This is a genomic window from Actinacidiphila guanduensis (assembly GCF_900103985.1).
GTDB classification, from domain to species: domain Bacteria; phylum Actinomycetota; class Actinomycetes; order Streptomycetales; family Streptomycetaceae; genus Actinacidiphila; species Actinacidiphila guanduensis.
Map to the genome: position 1 here is coordinate 572,249 of NZ_FNIE01000003.1, position 18,523 is coordinate 590,771.

Sequence of the window (18,523 nt, forward strand, 5' to 3'; positions counted from 1 at the left end):
GCCACATTACTTCGCCAACACCCCTGCCAGCGAACCGGGTCGGCGCCCCGCGGGGGCACCGGCCCGGCCCGTTTCCCGGCCGCCCGCAGCGCGTTTCAGGCGGTGTACGCGTATGACGGGTAGGTCAGGTATCCGGCGTCGCCGCCGGTGTAGAAGGTGGCCTCGTCGTGGGGTGCCAGCGGCACTCCGGTGCGCAGCCGCTCGACCAGGTCGGGGTTGGCCAGGAAGGCCCGGCCGAAGCCGATCAGGTCGGCGCCCAGGCCCAGCCAGCGGTCCGCGTCGTCGCGCCCGGTCACCTTCGCGCCCATGGGCACCGTCGGGTTCACCACGAGGGTGCCCGGCCAGGCGCGGCGCAGGCCCAGCAGCACCTCCTCGGGGGCGGTGGCCTCCAGGTGGACGTAGGCCAGGCCGAGGCGGGCCAGTTCGGCGAGCAGGGCCGCGTACAGCTCGGGCACCTCGCTGTCGCGCACACCCCAGAAGGTGCCGCCCGGGGAGAGGCGGATCCCGGTGCGGTCGGCGCCGATCACGTCGACGGCGGCCTCGGCGGCCTCCACGGCGAACCGGATGCGGTGGGCGATCGGGCCGCCGTAGCGGTCGGTGCGCAGGTTGGCGTTGGAGGAGAGGAACTGCGAGATCAGGTAGCCGTTGGCGCCGTGCAGCTCCACCCCGTCGAAGCCGGCCTCGGCGGCGCGTCGGGCGGCCTGGCCGTAGGAGGCGGCCTGCTCGGGCACCTCCTCGGTCGTCAGGGCCCGCGGGACGGGCGCGGGCTGCGGCCCGCTCGGGGTGAAGACGCTGCCCTCGGCCGGCACCGCGGACGGGCCGACCGGGACCAGCCCGGTGGTGTCGGGGTGCGAGACGCGGCCGCCGTGCATCAGCTGGGCGAAGATCCGGCCGCCGTTGGCGTGCACGGCGTCGGTGACCTGCCGCCAGGACGCGGTCTGCTCGTCGGTGTGCAGGCCGGGCGTGCCGGGGTTGGACTGGCCGAGCAGGCTGGGCTGCACCCCCTCGGAGACGATCAGCCCGGCGGTGGCCCGCTGGGCGTAGTAGGTCGCCATGGACGCGGTGGCCAGGCCCCCCGCGGCGGCGCGGACCCGGGTCATCGGGGCCATCACGACGCGGTTGGGCAGCGTCAGGCCGCCGAGGCGGTGGGGAGTGAACAGGGTGGCAGGGCTCATCGGCCGGATGCTCCTCGGGTCGGCCCCGGCCGGAATCCGGGGCGGTCCCGGTACGCTAGAACCTCACATCGATGTCAGAGGCAAGTCGCGTTCCGGTGGGACCGCGGCGGACGGGAGCGGGCATGCGGATCGGCGATCTCGCGGCACGGACCGGGGTCAGCGTGCGCTCGCTGCGCTACTACGAGGAGCAGGGCCTGCTCACCAGCAGCCGCAGCCCCAGCGGCCAGCGCCACTACACCGAGGACGACATCGAGCGGGTGCACTTCATCCAGCGGCTCTACGCGGCAGGCCTGTCCAGCCGCACCATCGCCTCGGTGCTGCCCTGCGTGGACGCGCCCAGCGAGGAGAACTCCGACGCGGCCCTGGAGCGCCTGGCCCAGGAGCGCGACCGGCTCTCCGCCCACATCGACGAACTGGTCCGCACCCGCGACGCCCTGGACCGGCTCACGGCGATCGCCCGCGAGCACCGCGAGCGGATGCGGGCGACGGCCGCCTGACCGCCCCCGCCGCCGGTGCGCCGCCCGAGTGTGATTCTTCCGCGATCCCCCAGGTCACGGGGCCGACGCCGGCGCGTGATAAGCAGAGAATGTGAACATCAGAGACCTCTACCGCGCCGCCGACGGGCGTTACGACTCCATGGAGTACCGCCGCACCGGCCGCAGCGGCCTGAAACTCCCGGCCGTCTCCCTCGGGTTGTGGCACAACTTCGGCGACGACCGCACGCTGGACTCCCAGCGGGCGATCCTGCGCCGCGCCTTCGACCTCGGCATCACCCACTTCGACCTGGCGAACAACTACGGTCCGCCCTACGGCGCCGCCGAGGCCAACTTCGGCACCCTCTTCGCGCAGGACTTCCGCCCCTACCGCGACGAGCTGGTCATCTCCACCAAGGCCGGCTACGACATGTGGCCCGGCCCGTACGGCGAATGGGGCTCGCGCAAGTACCTGCTCGCCTCGCTCGACCAGTCGCTCGGCCGGATGGGCCTGGACTACGTCGACATCTTCTACAGCCACCGCTTCGACCCGGAGACTCCGCTGGAGGAGACGATGGGCGCGCTGGCCACCGCGGTGCAGCAGGGCAAGGCGCTCTACGTCGGCATCTCCTCCTACGGCCCCGACCGCACCCGCGAGGCGGCCCGCATCCTGCGCGAGATGGGCGTGCCGGCGCTGATCCACCAGCCGTCCTACTCCATGATCAACCGCTGGATCGAGGACGAGGGCCTGCTCGACGTCCTCGCCGAGGAGGGCATGGGCTGCATCGGCTTCGTGCCGCTCGCCCAGGGCCTGCTCACCGACCGCTACCTCAACGGCATCCCGCAGGGCTCGCGTGCCGCGCAGGGCAAGTCGCTGGACCCGGCGCTGGTCAACGAGGAGACGACCGCCCGGCTGCGGGCCCTGAACGACGTGGCCGCCGCCCGCGGCCAGTCGCTCGCCCAGCTCGCCCTGTCCTGGGTGCTGCGCGACCCGCGGGTCACCTCCGCGCTGATCGGCGCCTCGTCGGTGGCCCAGCTGGAGGCGAACGTCGCCGCGGTGGGCGCCGCCCCGCTCACCGCCGAGGAGCTCGCGGAGATCGACCGCCACGCCGTCGAGCCCGAGGGCGTGAACCTCTGGTCGGTCAGCAGCGACGCCTAGGGCCGGCCGCTCCCCGCCGCAAGGGTCCCTTCACGAGGGCTCCTTGCGGCGGGGAGCTTCCTTTTCCCGGCCCGCAGGCGGGTGCGCCGGCCCGGCGGCGGCTCCCCGCGGTGGATCTTGACGCGGCCGACGGTCACGCCGTGGACCTTCACGCCGCGAGCAGCAGCGCCAGCAGCGCTCCGGTGAGCATGAACGGGCCGAAGGGCAGGGCGGTCTTGCGGGTGGCGCGGCGGGTGGCGATCAGCGCCAGGCCGACCACGGCGCCCAGCAGGAAGCCCGCGAAGGTGCCGCCGACGACGGCGGGCCAGCCGTACCAGCCGAGCGCGAGGCCGAGGGTGGGGGCGAGCTTGACGTCGCCGAAGCCCATCCCGGCCGGGTTGACGAAGAACAGCACCCCGTAGAGCACGAAGAGCGCCGCCGCCGCGATCAGGGCCCGCGGCCAGTCCCCCTGGTGGCGCGTCAGCAGCGCGGCCCCGCCGAGCAGGACCGCAGTCAGCGCCAGGGCGGGCAGGGTGAGCACGTCCGGCAGCCGATGGACCGCCAGGTCCACCCGGGCGAGCAGGATGCCGGCCGGTGTCAGCAGCAGCCACACCGCGAGTTCCGGGTGCGCCCCCGCCCGCCAGGCGAGCAGCCCGCACACCACCGCGCAGGCGAGCGCGATCCCGTACCCGGCGCCGTACCGCTCCTCCTGGGGACCGCAGGCGCGGCAGCGGGCCGGGCCCAGCCAGCCGGCCACAGGGTGCGCGGCCGGGCACGCCCGCGCCCACGGCTGCTCCGCGGGGACCGCCAGCCGGTAGGCCGCGCGCGGCAGCAGCAGCCCGCTCGCCATTCCCCAGACGGCGGCGCCCACGATCAGATAGACATGCACCGGGCCGACCGTACACGGACGGCCGTCAGCCAGGGGAGGGGCCGTGCGGCGCAGTTGGCAGGACGGCGAGCGGGTGCTGCGCACCCCGAACGGGCCGGTGCCGCTGCGAGTCGCCGCCTCCTACCGCGCCCGCACCCGCGGCCTGCTCGGCAGCGACGGCATCACCGGCGCGCTGCTGCTCACCCCCGCGTCCAGCATCCACACCGTGCGGATGCGGTTCGCCATCGACGTCGCCTACCTGGACCGGCGGTTGCGGGTGCTCGCGGTGCGGACGATGCCGCCCGGGCGGGTGGGCCGGCCGCGGCTGCGGGCCCGGCACGTACTGGAGGCCGAGGCGGGGGCGATGGCGGGGTGGGGCGTGGTGCGGGGTGCGGTGCTGGCGGTGGACTGAGCGGGGTGCCGTCGGCTCCCCCGGCTGTCCTGGCCCCTCGGCTCCGCCGGCCCTTCGCTGTCCTGGCTGCCGGCTTCCCCGGCTCCTGGTTGCCTGACTGTCGGCTCCCTCGGCCTCTCGCTGCCTGGCTGGCCGACTCCCCCGGACCCCTCGGCTTCCGGCCGCGCGGCTGGAAATCGCGGGCGCAAAAAACGGGCCGGTTCGCAGGGGGGGGAGAGCGAACCGGCCCGAGGGGGGGTTACACCGTACCGCGTTCAGGCCGCGGCATCGAACACTACGAGGCAGGTGGCGTGAAAGTGATCTCCACCCGGCGGTTCTCCCGGCGCCCGGCTTCGGTGGAATTGTCGGCGATGGGGTAGTCCTCGCCGTAGCCACGCACCTGGAAGGTGTGGTCGGGGTCGCCGAGAGCGCTCAGCTGGGCGGCCAGCACCGCGTAGACAGCCTGCGCACGCTGCTTGGAGAGCACGGTGCCGTGCTCGCTGCTGCCGAGGTTGTCGGTGAAGCCGAACACCCGGATGGGCGAGGTGACATGGCGGGCGCTGATGTCGCCGGCGATGGCCCGGATGCGGTCGGCGGCGGTCGGCGAGAGCTTGGCGCTGTCCTTGGTGAAGAGCACCTCGGACTGCAGGGCGTACGTCACCGTGGAGTTCGACGTCTCCTGCCGCTCCTCCGGCTGGCTCGCCGACACCGAGCCCTGGTCGGTGACCGAGACGATGTCCAGCACCTTGGCCGGGGCCAGGGTCGCGCCCGGGGGCAGCCGCAGCCCCGGGGCGTTCGGGTCGATCGGCACGGGTGCGGTCGGGGCGGCGTCCCCGGCGGTGGGCGGGGGGTTGGTGTCGGCGCGCACCGGTCCGGCGGTGGCGAGCACGAAGACGGCCGCGGTGGCGGCCCCGGCGGCGGCCGCGGCCGCCCGCTGCGTCCTGCGCGTCCTACTCCTCACGCGTGCGTCACCCCTCCGAGAGGGAGATCTTGGCCGGGGGCATGGTCGGCAGCTCGAACTCGACGGAGGTGGTGGTGGGGGGTGGGGAGGGGAACTGTGCGAAGAAGGGGCGGCTCGCCTGGGGCTCGATGTCCTCCAGTCCCATCGTGCACAGGCAGCGCCCGTCGGTGTCACGCAGCACGTAGTAGCGCTTCTTGCCGGCTTCGTCCACCAGCACCGCACCCGCCACGGACGCACCCGACGCGACCAGTGCCGTCTCGTTGCCGCGCAGTTCGTTCGCGTCGTAGATGTCCGAGCTGTCGTTGGTGAGGACGCCTTGCACCGTGACGAACCCGCTCGAGTCGCGCACCGCGGAGTTGATGGTGATCGTGATGCCCTGGGCGCCTTTCATCTGGGCGAGTACCTGCGTCGGGGTCGCCGAGGGCGTGGCGCCTCCCTTGCTGCCGCTGGATGCCTTCACCGTCGTGTTCGAGGAGGCGGACGGCTTGTCGTCCGACCCGCCGCCGCCTCCGCCGCACGCGGTGAGCGTGATGGCCGCGGCGGCGACGAGTGTCACGGCGGTCGTGGCCCTGCGCGCGTGTCCCATCGTTCCCCGTTCCCTGGCTGCTTGTTCGTGGATCATTTGCTGAGGTGGATGGCGTAGAGCTGCGAGAGGTCCAGACGGAAGCCGTTCACCGTGGGATCGATGGTCAACGGTCCGCCGTCGCACCTGAACCGGATGCCGTGTCCCTGCTTCCCCCCGATGGTGCACCTCGGTTCGATCAGCGCGGTCGCCGACGCGACGGCGTGCCGGGTCGAGGTCGCGGGGATCACCGACTTGCCCACCGCGCTCAGCGTGCGGACGGACACTGTGACACCCGGCGGTCCGGCGACCACCGAACAGGAGGTGACCTCGGCGTCGTTGGCGCCCGCCAGAGAGGAGGCCGCGCTGCCGATGTCCCCCGCGCAGCCGCCGCCACCGCTGTCGCCACCGAGCAGTTTCCCGATGGCGTCGAGGTCTCCCGCGCTCAGTGCGGCGAGGAACGCGTCCTTGCCCTGGTCCCGTTCCTCGCGCGCGGCGGCCAGTGCGGCGGCGTCCGCGGCGGTCTGCGCCCCATTGCGCTTGACCGCCGCCTGACCCACCGCGAAGTACGCGAAAGCCAGGAAGAACAGTGCCGCGATGGACACGATGTAGATGCCCACCGTCTGCCCGCCATCGCCGCCCAGGCCCAGCGGACGGCGTCTCAGCCCGCGTTGGTGATCTTGTTGATGGTCCTGGTGATCGCGTTCTTGATCTTGTCGCCGATGTCCGTCGTCCCCGCCAGGACGCCGATGATCACTGCGATCACCACGGCGATGCCCAGGTATTCGAAGGAGGTCTGGCCGCGGTCCCCCCGGGTGGAGGTCGTCAGACGGTCGGTCAGACGGTCGGTCTGGGCGCGGAGCCAGATCTCGGTCGCCGTGTAGCGGTGGAGTAGCCACCTGTTCATGCTTGCTCGCCCCATTCCTGATCACCTGGCTGCTGCGTGCGGTGCCCGTGCCCCGCCGATCGGCTGGGAGGAGGTCCACGGCGCACCGCCTTTCGCTGGTCGTGTCGGGCCGAGACGCACCCTGACGGCCAGCATGCCGCGAAATCACGCTGTGTCGTACCACGTTCACGCAAAACAACGTCCTCACCCGCCCCCGAAGACGTCGCCGAAGTGGATCTGCGAACCGATGATCGTGCCCGCGATCAGCAGGATCATCGTGGCGGGCACCAGCAGGACGGTGATGACGCCGGTGGCGCGCGGGACCATGCGGGCCGCCCGGCGGCGGGCGTTCTGCGCCTCGGTCCTGCGCATGTCCGTGGCGATCTGGAGCAGGGTGCGGGCGATCGGCGCGCCGAGTTCCTCGCCCTGCTGGAGCGCGGTGACGAACTGGCCCACCTGGTCGCTGCGGTTGCGCCGGCGCAGTTGGTCGAAGGCGTCGCGGCGGCTGACCCCGACGTCCATCTGCCGCAGGGCGATGCGGATCTCGTCGGACCAGGGGCCCTCGTAGACCGCGGTGACGCGCTCCAGTGCCTGCCGGAAGCCGAGGCCGGCGCTGACCACGACCGCGAGCACGTCGAGGAAGTCCGGCAGGGTGCGCTCGATGTCCTCGCGGCGACGCCGGACGGCGAGCCAGATGCCGAGGTCGGCCCACCACCAGCCGTACGCGAGCAGCAGCAGCGCCAGGAGCCAGTGGCCGCGGCTGACCAGCACCAGGGCGGCCAGGGCGCCGAGGGCGCCGTAGACGGCGCGCCGGGCGGCGTAGCGCTCCAGGGTGAGGCCGTAGGGGTGACCGGCGTGGTCGATGCGGGCGCGCATCTTGGCGTTGCGGGCCGGGCCCATCATGCGCATCACCATGGGCGCCCAGCGGATGCCGAGCCGGTCGACGGCGTTGCCGGCGCGGGTGGTGCGGGTGCTGCCGACCTCCAGGGCGAGCGCGAGGTCGTCGGGCAGGCGCACCTGCGAGCGCAGCATGCCGACGCCGTACACGACGCCGGCGACGGCGAGGGCGGCCAACAGGGCGAGTCCGGCTCCGATCAGGGTCATCGCGGGCTCCTCACACGTCGATCCGGGACATGCGCCGGATGAGGGCGAAGCCGACCACGTACAGCCCGAGGGCGACCAGGACACAGATCCGGCCGACGGTGGAGCCGGTGAGGGCGGCGAGCGAGCCGGGCATGATGCGGTCGAGCAGCAGCAGCGAGCCGATGCCGATCACGGGCACCGCGTAGGCGGTGACGGTGACCTGGGACATCTGGGTGCGCACCTCGCGCCGGGTCTCCTTGCGCTCCTCCAGGGTGACGGTGAGGTTGCGCAGGGACTCCACCACCGAGCCGCCGGCCCGGCTGGAGAGCACGAGGGTGGAGACCAGGACGATCAGCTCCCGGCTGGGCAGGCGCAGTTGGAGTTCGCCGAGGGCGTCCTCGACGGAGTGGCCGAGCGCCATGGCGTCGGCGACCTGGCGCAACTCCTCGCCGGCCGGGGCGTCCAGCTCTTCCGCGGCCATGGAGACCGCTGTGCGCAGGGCGAGGCCGGCCTGGGTGGCGTTGGCCAGCACCCGGGCCAGGTCGGGGAGTTGGGCGATGAACCGCTCGGTGCGCACCCGGCGCCGCCAGGCCAGGTAGGAGTAACCGGCCCACCCGGCGAGGATCGCGGCGATCGGCCCGAAGAAGGGCGCGAACACCACGGCGGCGATGATCCAGGCGCCGGCCACGATGCCGGCGAAGGCGGCGGTGAACTGGCCCGGGGTCAGGGTGCTTCCGGTGGCGGCGAGCCGGCCGGCCAGTCGGCGGCCCCAGGCGTAGCGGCGCACCCGCCGGTCCAGGGCGGCGAACGCGGGCTGCCGGGCCCGCTCCTCGCCGAGGTCGCCAGCGAGCCGCTCGACCAAGGCGGCGCGGTCGGCGCGGCCGCCGCGCCAGGCGTGCAGGCCCCACACGCCCAGCACCAGGGCGAGCACGGTGGCGGCGAGCACCAGCAGCGGGTAGGGCCCGGAGGAGAAGCGGGCCGCGCCGGTGGTCCAGGTCGCGGACGCCGGCACGGCGGTGGCGGGGGTCACTTGGCCTCCCGGCTGTCGAGTTCGAGTTCGCTGGCACCGATGCCGAAGGCGGCCGGGACGTGCTCGCCGGCGAGGTAGAGGCGTTCGCCCAGTTCGCGGGGGACGGGGTGGTGCTCGTACCAGCCGCGCACGATGCGGTCGACGCCCAGGGGTTCGGCGCGGAAGCGGGTGGCGGAGGTGAGTTGGAAGGTGGAGCGGCCGCGCGAGGACAGGGCGGCGATCTCGGCGATCCGGCGGGTGCCGTCGACGTGCCGGTGCAGCTGGACGATGACGTCGACGGCGGAGTTGATCTGGTCGCGCAGCGCCTCGAAGGGGATCTTGACCTCGCTCATGGAGGCGAGCGTCTGCAGCCGCAGCACCGCGTCCTCCGCGGAGTTGGCGTGCACGGTGGCGAGCGACCCGTCGTGGCCGGTGGACATCGCCTGGAGCATGTCCAGGGTCTCGCCGCCGCGGACCTCACCGACGATGATCCGGTCGGGGCGCATGCGCAGCGAGTTGCGCACCAGGTCGCGGATGGTGACGCGGCCCTCGCCCTCGACGTTGGGCGGGCGCGACTCCAGCCGGATCACGTGCTCCTGCTGCAACTGGAGTTCGGCGGCGTCCTCGACGGTGATGATCCGCTCGCCGTCGGGGATGAGCCCGGACAGGGCGTTGAGCAGGGTGGTCTTGCCGGAGCCGGTGCCGCCGCTGACGATGATGTTGCACTTGGCGCGCACGAAGGAGGAGAGCAGCATCAGCATGTGCTCGTCCAGCGTGCCGAGTTCGATCAGCTCGGCCAGGGTGTAGGCGCGCGGGAAGCGGCGGATGGTCAGGGTGGGGCCGGTCAGCGAGAGCGGCGGAATGATGACGTTGACGCGCTCGCCGGAGGGCAGGCGGGCGTCGACCATCGGATTCGACTCGTCCACGCGGCGGTTGACGGTGGAGACGATGCGCTCGATGGTCTGCAGCAGTTGCTCCGCGGAGGAGAAGCGGGCCGGGACCTGTTCGACGCGGCCGCCGCGCTCGACGTAGATGCGGTCGGGGCCGTTGACCATGATCTCGGTGATGCTGGGGTCCTCCAGCAGCGGTTCGAGGATGCCGAGGCCGAGTGCCTCGTCGACCACGCGGCGGATCAGGGCGGCGCGTTCGGTGGTCGACAGGACCGGGCCCTCGCGGCTGATGATGTGCCCGAGCACGCGCTCCAGGCGGGCCCGGCGCTCGGCGGGGGCGAGCGCGGACATCTCGGCGAGGTCGATCTCCTGGAGCAGCTTGGCCCGGTAGACGGCGACGAGGTGGCCCTCCTGCGTCTGCGGGGCGGCCTCTTCCACGGCCAGGCGGGCGCGCAGGCTCATGGCGTGTCCTCCTTCGGCATGGTGGCGTCGCGGTGTATCGGCTTGAAGAGGTGCACGCCGGGCAGGACGGACGGGACGCGGACGGTGGCGCTGGCGGTGATACTGCCGGGGTCCTCGCGGGGGTAGTCGATGGCGGGCTTCACCCAGCCGCTGACGGCCGCCCTGCCGGCGGCGCGGCCGGCGGCCGGGCCGCCGTACTGGCCGGCCTCGCCGGCGGTGCGGGCCGCGGTGCGGGCCGCTGTCGCGGCCTGGGAGCCGCAGTAGGCGACGATGCCGAGCTGGATGCCGGCGAGGGCGATGAGGAGGAGGAAGGGGAGCATGCCGAGGTATTCGAGCGAGGCCACTCCGTTGTCGGTGCGGGGGCGGTGAAGGGGGTGCCCCTTCGGCCCCGTTGCCGGGTGCCGGTCCGTCTCGGCTTGGCGCGCAGTTCCTCCCCCAGAGCTTCGCCTGGGAGGTACCCCCAGCGCCCCTTGCGGCGCCCCGCCGTTCGACTTCCGCCGCTCCCCGGCCGGAGGCCGGTTCGTGGCTTGGCGCGCAGTTCCCCGCGCCCCTTGCGGCGCCCCGCCGTTCGACTTCCGCCGGTCCCCGACCCCAGGCCCGCCCGTGGCCGGGCGCGCAGTTCCTCCCCCAGAGCTTCGCCTGGGAGGTACCCCCAGCGCCCCCAAGAACGGCAACCCCAAGTTCGGGCTCGTCCCCGTTCCGGCCGCGGGGCGGTTCGTCGGGGAGGGCGAACCGACGTGTGAGCTCGTGCTGGGGCCGGTCATGGGGTGGGGGGCTGTTCGTCGGGGGTGCTGGCGTGGGCGTGGATGGTGAGGGGGAAGTCGACGGCTCCCGGGAAGAGGACGGGGACCTTCAGGCCGAGGGTGGCGGTGACCTGGGCGGTCGCGGAGTCGTGGGTGATGTCGGGGCCCTGGAGGGAGGAGGACCAGGCGCCGGGGAGGTCGCTGCGGGCGGCGGCGCCGGGGTCGGCGCCCACGGCGGCGGCGCGGGCGGCCTCGTCGGCGGCGTTGCCCGCGAGGGTGAAGGTGTAGCCGGCCAGGACGGCCTGCCAGACGAGGATGAGCGTGATCAGGATGATCGGCGTCATCCCGAGCGTCTCCAGGACGACCTGGCCGCGGTCGCGTTCGGAGCGGCGCAGCCGCTTGCCGGGGCGGCCGGGCGGCGCCGTCCCGGTGGCCAGGCCGAGTTCGCCGGCCAGGGCGCGGATGCCGGCCCGTACGGTGGAGCGCGCGTCGAGGTCGTGGAGGCGCCCGGCATCGATGACGGCCTGCAACTCCCGGAAGGCGGCGGGGATCACGGAGCCGGCCACGCGGGTGCCGGTGATGCGGGCGACGAGCGAGGGCTGGATCTCGCTGCCGCGGGTGTGGCGGTTGACCACCGAGGTGGTGTCCTGCGGCTTGCGGATCTGCAGCCGGTCCCACATGCGGACCATCCGCTTGGCCGCGCGCACCGCGACGACGTCGGGCGTGGTGACGAGCACGGCGGCGTCCGCCGTTTCCACCGCGACCGCGTTGGCGCTGGTCATCTGGGTGCCGCAGTCCACGATGACGACCTCGTAGCGCTGCCGCAGGGCGGCCAGGACCAGCCGGACCGAGCGGTCGGTGACCTCCTCGCCGCGCTCGCCGTCGGCGGGGGCGAGCAGCAGGGCGGGGCCGGACTCGTGGACGTACATGGCGTCGTTGAGGACGCGCGAGGAGACGTCGGCGATGTCGGCGAGGTCGGCGACCGAGCGGCGGAACTGCACGTCGAGGTAGGAGGCGACGTCGCCGCCCTGCAGGTCGAGGTCGACCAGGGCGGTGGAGCGGCCGGACGCGTGGGCGGCCAGGGCGAGTTGGACGGCGATGACGGTGGTGCCGACCCCGCCCTTGGCGCCGGCGATCGCCACCATGGTGCCGCCGGTGACGGCGGGCAGGGCGGTGCGGCCGGGGGCCAGGTGCCGCCGTACGCCGCCCGCCCAGGACGCGGCGGCCTCCACGCGGGCGCCCAACTCGTCGTAGTTGAGCGGGAGTCCGACGACGCCGCGGGCGCCGGCGGTCATCGCGGCGGCGAGTGTGGCGGGGCCGGGGTCGGCGGTGAGCAGCACCACGCCGACCGCGGGGAAGCGCAGGGCGACCTCGCGGACGAGGTCGAGCGCGGGCATGGGGCCGATCACGTCGTGGACGACGACGACCTCGGGGAGTTCGTCCAGGCCGGTCTCGGCAGCGCGGGAGAGGGTGTCGAGCAGCGCGGTGGAGTCCCGTGCGGGGGGCGCGGGTTCGGCGCCGGGCAACTGCCCGAGCAGCCCGGTCAGGGCCCGGGCCGCGTCCGCGTCGCCGGTGCCGGGCAGGATGCGCACGGTCACGGCTGCCTCCCTTCGCCGGCCGGGCGCAGCGGCCGGCCGGGCCTCATCGGGTGCTCCCGGCGGTGTCCCCGGCCAGGGTGTAGGTGCGCTGGCTCTGCGGCGGCACTGCGGTGTCGCCGGGGGCGACCAGCGCCAGGCGGACGTGTTCGGCGAACGACTCGGCGTAGGCGACGCGTTGGGCGTCCTCGGCGTCGAGCGCGAAGGTGATCGGGACGCCCTCCTCGGAGAGCCGCTGAGCGTCCTGGTTCTTGTCGAACGCCTTGATCTCGCCGACGTCGAGCACCTGCGCGTCGGTGACGATGATCTTCGAGACGTCGGGGTCGGTGTCCTTGCGGCCGGCGAAGGTGGCGAAGATGTTCACCCGGGCGCCAGGGGTGATCTTGCCGGCGACACCGGTCTCCGCGTCGATCATGATGGCGATCTCCATCTGGCCGGGCGTCAGCCGGGGCCGGGCGGCGACCATGTCGGACTCCAGCAGGGAGCCCTTCTTCAGCGGCACCGCGGCGATCTTCCCCTGCAGCTGGCCGAGGTCGCGCACCGCGGTGTCGGGCAGCCAGCGCTTGGGCACGGATATCCGGTGCAGCTTGGCGGTGTCCAGCGCGGTGTACGCGGGCACGTCCGCGGACAACTCGTACGCCGTGACCTTCGAGCCGACCTGTGAGCGCGCGTCGCCGACGACGGCGACGACCCCGGCGAAGGCGGCCACCGCGCAGATCACGGAGACCACCAGCAGGACGGCACCACGGCGCTGACGTGAGTTCATGTGCGGTCGCACCTATCGCTTGTGGGGTTCGAGTTGGGGGCGGCGGGGTGTCTCGACGGACTGCCGGGCGGCGGCCGCGTGCTTGGCCGGGGCGGCGCGCTCCCCGATCCGGGTGGCGCAGAAGAGGCACTGGTCGCCGATCACCTCCAGGCCGCACCAGGTGCAGGTGTCCCGCCGTACGGAGGTGACCAGTTGGTAGAGCATGCCGACGTCGCCGATGTAGGCGGTGAACTCCACCAGGCGCGAAGTGCCCCACCAGCGGGCGGAGTCGGGGGGCAGCGGCAGCTCGCGAAGGTGCTGGGTGCCCCATCCGGCGGCCAGCGGGCCGGCGATCCAGGCGGGGTCCAGGGCGTTGCCGGCGACGGCGAGCTGGGTCCGGTACGAGGGTCCGGGCGGCACGTGGGCGGGGTCGGCCTCGCCGAGGTAGGGCTCGGGGTGCGCGAGGACGGCGAAGTGCCGCCCGGGCACAAGGGACTTCATGTGGGTGCCCACACCGACGGGTACCCGGTCGAGCCGGGCCACCGAGGCGAGCAGCGCGCCGGAGTGCAGGTAGTACGAGAGCAGCCGGGCGGCGCCGGCGAGCACGCCGGGGCCGAGGTCGGTGCCGGACAGCTGGCGCAGCTGCTCGCCGAGCAGGGTGCGGGCCAGCGGCGGCAGGGTGAGCGGCACGATCGCGATCCGGTCGCCCTCCAGGGCGGAGCGGACCGTGTGCATCCGGCGCCGGGCGGGGTCGGCCGGGTCGTCGGGGGCGAGCGCGATGACGTGCCCGTGCGCGTCGAGGGCGGCCGAGGCGCGCATGATGTGCTCCTCCAGCGGGAGCGCGAGGTCCTCCGAGGTCACCGTGAACACGCTCGGCATACGGCTCCCCTCCCCATCTGCGCGCGGCGGACCCGTCCGACGGGGTCCACCTGGCCATACGCGGTCGTCAGCTTATCGATGTGTAGCGGGCCGGGCGCGGAAAGTCGCGGATCGGTCCGTGAACGGACGGTGTCCGGCAGAGGTCTTGACAACCCCATTGGTCTGGACCAGCTTTCTCCATGGTGGCCCTGTTCCTCGTGTCCATGCCATCGATGCCCTCCATGTCCGTCGCGCCATCCGCCCTCCCGTCACCCGCGCACCCCGCCACTCCCCAACTCCTTGCCCCCAGGAGGCAGTCGTGGAACGTGCTCCGCACGCAGAGCAAGGGCGCCCCGCCCGCTCCAGATCCCTCGTCAGGCGCCGGCTGCTCGCCGGGCTGAGCGGCGCCGCCGTGATCGGCTCCGGCGTCGCCCTGGTCACCGTCGGCAGCGCCGACGCCGCCACCACCAACCTGGTGGCCAACTCCGGCTACGAGTCCGGGCTCTCCGGCTGGACGTGCAGTGCCGGCAGCGGCACCACGGTCAGCAGCCCCGTGCACTCCGGCAGTTCGGCGCTGAAGGCCACGCCGTCGGGCAGCGACGACGCCCAGTGCTCGCAGACGATCAGCGTGCAGCCCAACTCCCAGTACACGCTGAGCGCCTGGGTGGAGGGCTCCTACGTCTACCTCGGCGCCACCGGCACCGGCGGCACCGACCCGTCCACCTGGACCCCGGGCGCCTCCTCGTACACCCAGCTCAGCGTGAACTTCACCACCGGCGCGAGCACCACCTCGGTGACCGTCTACACCCACGGCTGGTACGCCCAACCCGCCTACTACGCCGACGACGTGACGCTCTCCGGCCCCGGCGGCACCGGCACGACGCCGCCCACCACGCCCCCCACCACGCCGCCGACCACCCCGCCCACGACGCCGCCCACCACTCCCCCGACCTCGCCGCCGGCGGGCAACCTGCCCAAGCACGTGGTGACCGGCTACTGGCAGGACTTCAACAACGGCGCCGCCGTGCAAACCATCGCGCAGGTGCAGAACCAGTACGACATCATCGCGGTGGCCTTCGCCGACGCCACGACCACGCCCGGCGCGGTCTCCTTCACCCTTGACCCGTCGCTGAACTACAGCACGGCGCAGTTCAAGGCGGACATCGCGGCCAAGCAGGCGGCCGGCAAGAAGGTCGTCATCTCCGTCGGCGGGCAGAACGGCACCATCTCGGTGCGCGACTCCGCCTCGGCGACCAACTTCGCCAACAGTGTCTACAGCCTGATGCAGACCTACGGCTTCAACGGGGTCGACATCGATCTGGAGAACGGCATCGACCCGACGTACATGTCGCAGGCGCTGCGCAACCTCAGCGCGAAGGCGGGCTCGGGCCTGATCATCACCATGGCCCCGCAGACCATCGACATGCTCTCGCCGTCGAGCGACTACCTGGCCACAGCGCTGAAGATCAAGGACATCCTCACCGTCGTCAACACCCAGTACTACAACAGCGGTTCGATGAACGGCTGCGACGGCGGGGTCTACAGCCAGGGCACGGTGGACTTCATCACCACGCTCGCCTGCACCGCGATCCAGGCCGGCCTCGCGCCCTCGCAGGTGGGCATCGGCACCCCGGCGTCCACCAGCGCGGCCGGCTCCGGCTACGTCTCCCCGTCCGTGGTGGACAACGCGCTGGACTGCCTCGCCCAGGGCACCGGCTGCGGCTCCTTCCACCCGCCGGCCAAGTGGCCCACCATCCGCGGCGCGATGACCTGGTCCACCAACTGGGACGCGTCGAACGGCAACTCCTGGTCCAACACGGTGGGCGCGCACGTCCACGGCATGGCCTGAGCGGAAGCCGGGGACGCCCGAAAGCGCACGAGAACGCCCGAGAACGCAGGAGCAGTGCGGCAGTAGGGCCGGAACAACCGAACGGCGTCCCCCGCGCAACGGGGGGGCGCCGTTCGGCGTGTTCGGACCGGCAGCGGGTCCGGCAGCCGGGCCGTTCGACCGGACCGGCGGCCGGTCCGGGGTCAGCCCAGGACGGCCAGCGCGTCGATCTCGACCAGCAGACCGGCCGGCAGGCCCACGTAGACCGTGGTGCGGGCGGCGGGCGGCTGCTCCAGCTCGGCGAAGAAGTCGTCGTAGAGGGCGTTGAACTCCGCGAAGTGCGCGGTGTCGGTGAGGTAGACGCGGACCATCACGACGTCCTCGAAGGTGGCGCCGCCGGCCTCCAGCACGGAGCGGACGTTGGCCAGGGTCTGCAGGACCTGCTCGCGCAGCGTCGGGCCCGCGGGCGTCGGCGGCTGCCCCTCCACCGCGGGCAGGAAGCCGACCTGGCCCGCGACTTGGAGGATGTTGCCCTTGCGGACGCCGTGCGAGAACCGCGCGGGCGGCGCGGTGTGGGTGGGCGGGGTGATCGCGGTCTTGGTCAGGTCGCTCACGGTCGGTGTCCTCGGTGGTTCGTAGCGGGAGAGTTCGCAGCGGAGTGTGCGCGGCAGGGAAGTAGGGTGCGGAGGAGGGCGGTTCGGGCAGGCAGTCCGGGGCGGGCAGACACGGCCGACAGCGCGGCAATGGACGGAGCCGTCGAGGGGCCGAAGTGCCAAGGGGCCGGAGGCTAGGGGGAGTTCGCGGGCCCGGCGGGTGCGGTCCCGGACAGCTCGCGGCTGATCGCCTCGGCGGTGCGCAGCACTTGGGGCCGCAGCCGCAGCAACTCCTCGGCGGTGACCACGACGTTGGGCGCCGAGATCGACATCGCCGCGCACACCCGACCGTCGGGGCCGCGGATCGGCGCGCCCACGCAGTTGATGGACTCCTCGTGGCCGCCGAGGTCTTGTGCCCAGCCCTGCTCGCGGACCCGGGCCAGTTCGGCGAGGAAGGCGGCCGCGTCCGGGGTGGAGCCGGGGGTGTAGCGCGGGTACTCCAACCGCTCGGCGAGCGCGCGGCGTTCGGGCTCGGGCAGGTCGGCGAGGAGCAGCTTGGCCACCGCGGCCACCGTGATCGCCACCGGCCGGCCGACCCGGGAGTACATCCGCACCGGATAGCGGCTGTCGACCTTGTCGATGTAGACCACCTCGCCCTGCTCGTGCACCGCCAGGTGCACCGTGTGGCCGGTGGCCTCGTTGAGCGCGACCAGGTGGGGGTGGGCGATCTCGCGGATGTCGAGGCTCTCCATGGCCTGCTGGGCGAGCGCGAACAGGGCGGCGCCCAGCCGGTAGCGCTGGTCCTGCTGGCGGTGGACCAGGCCGTGCGCATGCAGGGTGCGCAGCAGCCGCAGGGCGGTGGACTTGTGCACGTCGAGCCGCCGGGCGACCTGGTCGAGCCCGGCCGGGCCCTCAGCGAGCAGCGGCAGGATGCTCAGCGCGCGGTCGACGGTCTGGCTCACCCCGCCTCCCCCGTCGTCCAGCCCGGCGCCAAGTGCAGCGCGGCCCATGCCTCGTCGTCGAGCGCGACCAGCGCGTCGGCCCGGTCGCGGGCGGGTGGCTCCGCGAGGTCGCCGGGCACGGTCAGCGCGGCCGCGGCCATCAGGTGCCCGTGCCGCAGCCGGTCGCGCAGCGGCAGTCCGCGCAGGGTGGCGGACAGGAAACCGGCGGCGAAAGCGTCGCCCGCGCCGACGTGCGCGACGACGTCCACGACGGGCGCGGGCACGTGCAGCCGTACGTCGGAAGCCCGGCCCGGGACCGCGGAGCCGGAACCGGCGGGGCCCGTACCGTCGGGGTGCACGCCGAAGCCCGAGGCCGTACGGCCGGAAGCGGCGGGGCCTGTACCGCGGGGGTCAGCAGCGGCGCCCGAGGCCGTACGGCCGGGAGCGGGGAGGCCGGAAGCGGTGGCGCCCGCGGTGGTGCTTCCCGAACTGCCGTACCCCACAAGGTCGTTGCCCTGCGTCTCGGCGGCGCCCGTCCCGGTCGCAGCCGCCGCCCCGGCCGAGGCGAAGGCCGTCGCGCCCAGCGCGCCCTGCTTGACCACCAGCACCGCCGGTTCCGGCAGCGCGGCCCGTACCGCGTCGGCGTCGGGCAGGCCCCAGGCGGCCTGCGCCTCGTCCTCGCCGACGAAGACGATGTCGCAGCCGCGGGCGAACTCGGCGAGCAGCAGCGGGTCCTGGCCGTGCCACAGGGCGGGCCGGTGGTTGACGTCGAAGGAGACCAGCGGGCGGCCCGGGGTGCGGGCGGTGAGCCGGTGCAGCAGGTCGCGGCAGGTGGGCGAGAGCGCTCCGGTGATGCCGGTCAGATGCAGCACCCGCCCGGCGTACACGTCCTCGTCGCGGATGAGGCCGGGCGCCATCGCGGCGGCGGCCGAGCCCTTGCGGTAGTAGACGACCTCGCCGCGGCCGGGCTCGGCGGACAGCGTCTGGCTGCGCTCGCCCGCGGTGCGGAAGTAGATCCCGGTCGGCAGGTGCGGGTCGCGCTGCACGGCGCCGACGTCCACCCCGCTGGCCGCGATGGCGGCGAGCAGGTGGTCGCCGAAGCCGTCGGCGCCGACCCGGCTCACCCAGCGCACCCGGTGCCCGGCGCGGGCGAGGGTGCAGGCCACATTGGACTCGGCGCCGCCGATCGCCCGGTCGAAGGAGGGCACGTCGGCGAGTGGGCCGGGCGTGGTGGGTACGAAGGTGACCATGGACTCGCCGAGGCAGACGACGTCGAGGGGCCCGCCCCCGTCCGGGCCGCCGGGCGCGGGACCGGGCACAGG

20 protein-coding genes are annotated in these 18,523 nt (G+C 73.5%); 4 read left to right on the forward strand and 16 right to left on the reverse strand.

The annotated features are described in order from the left end of the window. Nucleotides 1–95: 95 nt before the first annotated feature. The gene (locus BLR33_RS08770; RefSeq protein ID WP_093783706.1) at nucleotides 96–1,175 is read right to left on the reverse strand and encodes an alkene reductase; all 1,080 of its coding nucleotides are present in this window, start codon (nucleotides 1,173–1,175) and stop codon (nucleotides 96–98) included. 122 nt (nucleotides 1,176–1,297) lie between these two features. Between BLR33_RS08770 and BLR33_RS08775 the strand changes: the two genes are divergently transcribed. Next, nucleotides 1,298–1,672: a MerR family transcriptional regulator gene (locus tag BLR33_RS08775; protein ID WP_093783707.1), complete on the forward strand. Its 375-nt coding sequence runs from the start codon at nucleotides 1,298–1,300 to the stop codon at nucleotides 1,670–1,672. A gap of 91 nt (nucleotides 1,673–1,763) precedes the next feature. Then, complete coding sequence (gene mgrA, locus BLR33_RS08780; protein WP_322987148.1) at nucleotides 1,764–2,807, forward strand: L-glyceraldehyde 3-phosphate reductase; 1,044 nt, start codon at nucleotides 1,764–1,766, stop codon at nucleotides 2,805–2,807. A gap of 148 nt (nucleotides 2,808–2,955) precedes the next feature. Here mgrA and BLR33_RS08785 read toward each other — a convergent pair whose 3' ends face one another. Continuing rightward, nucleotides 2,956–3,675: a prepilin peptidase gene (locus BLR33_RS08785; protein ID WP_245771266.1), complete on the reverse strand. Its 720-nt coding sequence runs from the start codon at nucleotides 3,673–3,675 to the stop codon at nucleotides 2,956–2,958. A 43-nt stretch (nucleotides 3,676–3,718) separates the two neighbouring features. Here BLR33_RS08785 and BLR33_RS08790 point away from each other — a divergent pair, with 43 nt between their 5' ends. Beyond that, nucleotides 3,719–4,066, forward strand: a complete 348-nt coding sequence (locus BLR33_RS08790; RefSeq protein ID WP_093783708.1) for a DUF192 domain-containing protein — start codon at nucleotides 3,719–3,721, stop codon at nucleotides 4,064–4,066. A gap of 274 nt (nucleotides 4,067–4,340) precedes the next feature. Here the strand turns inward: BLR33_RS08790 and BLR33_RS08795 are convergent, their stop codons facing one another. From BLR33_RS08795 to BLR33_RS08840, 11 genes are all read right to left on the reverse strand, one after another. After that, the gene (locus BLR33_RS08795) at nucleotides 4,341–5,006 is read right to left on the reverse strand and encodes an OmpA family protein (protein ID WP_407639652.1); all 666 of its coding nucleotides are present in this window, start codon (nucleotides 5,004–5,006) and stop codon (nucleotides 4,341–4,343) included. A 7-nt stretch (nucleotides 5,007–5,013) separates the two neighbouring features. Then, nucleotides 5,014–5,592 carry a hypothetical protein gene (locus BLR33_RS35980; protein WP_245771267.1) on the reverse strand — a complete coding sequence of 193 codons (579 nt, stop codon included), beginning with the start codon at nucleotides 5,590–5,592 and terminating at the stop codon, nucleotides 5,014–5,016. A 32-nt stretch (nucleotides 5,593–5,624) separates the two neighbouring features. Beyond that, the gene (locus BLR33_RS08800; RefSeq protein ID WP_245771268.1) at nucleotides 5,625–6,188 is read right to left on the reverse strand and encodes a pilus assembly protein TadG-related protein; all 564 of its coding nucleotides are present in this window, start codon (nucleotides 6,186–6,188) and stop codon (nucleotides 5,625–5,627) included. A gap of 41 nt (nucleotides 6,189–6,229) precedes the next feature. Continuing rightward, nucleotides 6,230–6,475, reverse strand: coding sequence for a Flp family type IVb pilin (locus BLR33_RS08805; protein ID WP_245771269.1), 246 nt, complete (start codon nucleotides 6,473–6,475; stop codon nucleotides 6,230–6,232). A gap of 183 nt (nucleotides 6,476–6,658) precedes the next feature. Continuing rightward, nucleotides 6,659–7,558: a DUF5936 domain-containing protein gene (locus tag BLR33_RS08810; protein ID WP_093783710.1), complete on the reverse strand. Its 900-nt coding sequence runs from the start codon at nucleotides 7,556–7,558 to the stop codon at nucleotides 6,659–6,661. 10 nt (nucleotides 7,559–7,568) lie between these two features. Further along, nucleotides 7,569–8,489, reverse strand: coding sequence for a type II secretion system F family protein (locus BLR33_RS08815; RefSeq protein ID WP_093783819.1), 921 nt, complete (start codon nucleotides 8,487–8,489; stop codon nucleotides 7,569–7,571). A 74-nt stretch (nucleotides 8,490–8,563) separates the two neighbouring features. Beyond that, the gene (locus tag BLR33_RS08820; RefSeq protein ID WP_093783711.1) at nucleotides 8,564–9,898 is read right to left on the reverse strand and encodes a CpaF family protein; all 1,335 of its coding nucleotides are present in this window, start codon (nucleotides 9,896–9,898) and stop codon (nucleotides 8,564–8,566) included. Then, the gene (locus BLR33_RS36700; RefSeq protein WP_265737019.1) at nucleotides 9,895–10,242 is read right to left on the reverse strand and encodes a TadE/TadG family type IV pilus assembly protein; all 348 of its coding nucleotides are present in this window, start codon (nucleotides 10,240–10,242) and stop codon (nucleotides 9,895–9,897) included. Before BLR33_RS36700 ends, BLR33_RS08820 begins: the two co-directional genes overlap by 4 nt. 416 nt (nucleotides 10,243–10,658) lie before the next feature. Continuing rightward, complete coding sequence (locus BLR33_RS08830; protein WP_093783713.1) at nucleotides 10,659–12,239, reverse strand: AAA family ATPase; 1,581 nt, start codon at nucleotides 12,237–12,239, stop codon at nucleotides 10,659–10,661. Between the two features lie 43 nt (nucleotides 12,240–12,282). Then, nucleotides 12,283–13,002: a Flp pilus assembly protein CpaB gene (gene cpaB / locus BLR33_RS08835; RefSeq protein ID WP_093783714.1), complete on the reverse strand. Its 720-nt coding sequence runs from the start codon at nucleotides 13,000–13,002 to the stop codon at nucleotides 12,283–12,285. Between the two features lie 12 nt (nucleotides 13,003–13,014). Further along, entirely contained in the window at nucleotides 13,015–13,860 is an 846-nt protein-coding gene (locus BLR33_RS08840; protein WP_176930181.1) for a hypothetical protein, read from the reverse strand. Nucleotides 13,861–14,158: 298 nt separating this feature from the next. On the opposite strand from BLR33_RS08840, the gene BLR33_RS08845 reads away from it, so the two are divergent. Then, complete coding sequence (locus BLR33_RS08845) at nucleotides 14,159–15,688, forward strand: chitinase (RefSeq protein ID WP_245771270.1); 1,530 nt, start codon at nucleotides 14,159–14,161, stop codon at nucleotides 15,686–15,688. 182 nt (nucleotides 15,689–15,870) lie between these two features. Here BLR33_RS08845 and BLR33_RS08850 read toward each other — a convergent pair whose 3' ends face one another. The 3 genes from BLR33_RS08850 to BLR33_RS08860 all read right to left on the reverse strand — a co-directional run bounded on the left by BLR33_RS08850 (nucleotide 15,871) and on the right by BLR33_RS08860 (nucleotide 18,520). Continuing rightward, nucleotides 15,871–16,281: a RidA family protein gene (locus tag BLR33_RS08850; protein ID WP_093783716.1), complete on the reverse strand. Its 411-nt coding sequence runs from the start codon at nucleotides 16,279–16,281 to the stop codon at nucleotides 15,871–15,873. A 173-nt stretch (nucleotides 16,282–16,454) separates the two neighbouring features. Beyond that, the gene (locus BLR33_RS08855) at nucleotides 16,455–17,222 is read right to left on the reverse strand and encodes an IclR family transcriptional regulator (RefSeq protein WP_176930182.1); all 768 of its coding nucleotides are present in this window, start codon (nucleotides 17,220–17,222) and stop codon (nucleotides 16,455–16,457) included. Further along, nucleotides 17,219–18,520, reverse strand: a complete 1,302-nt coding sequence (locus BLR33_RS08860; protein WP_265737020.1) for a sugar kinase — start codon at nucleotides 18,518–18,520, stop codon at nucleotides 17,219–17,221. The genes BLR33_RS08855 and BLR33_RS08860 overlap by 4 nt, the downstream gene beginning before the upstream one ends. Nucleotides 18,521–18,523 lie beyond the last annotated feature (3 nt).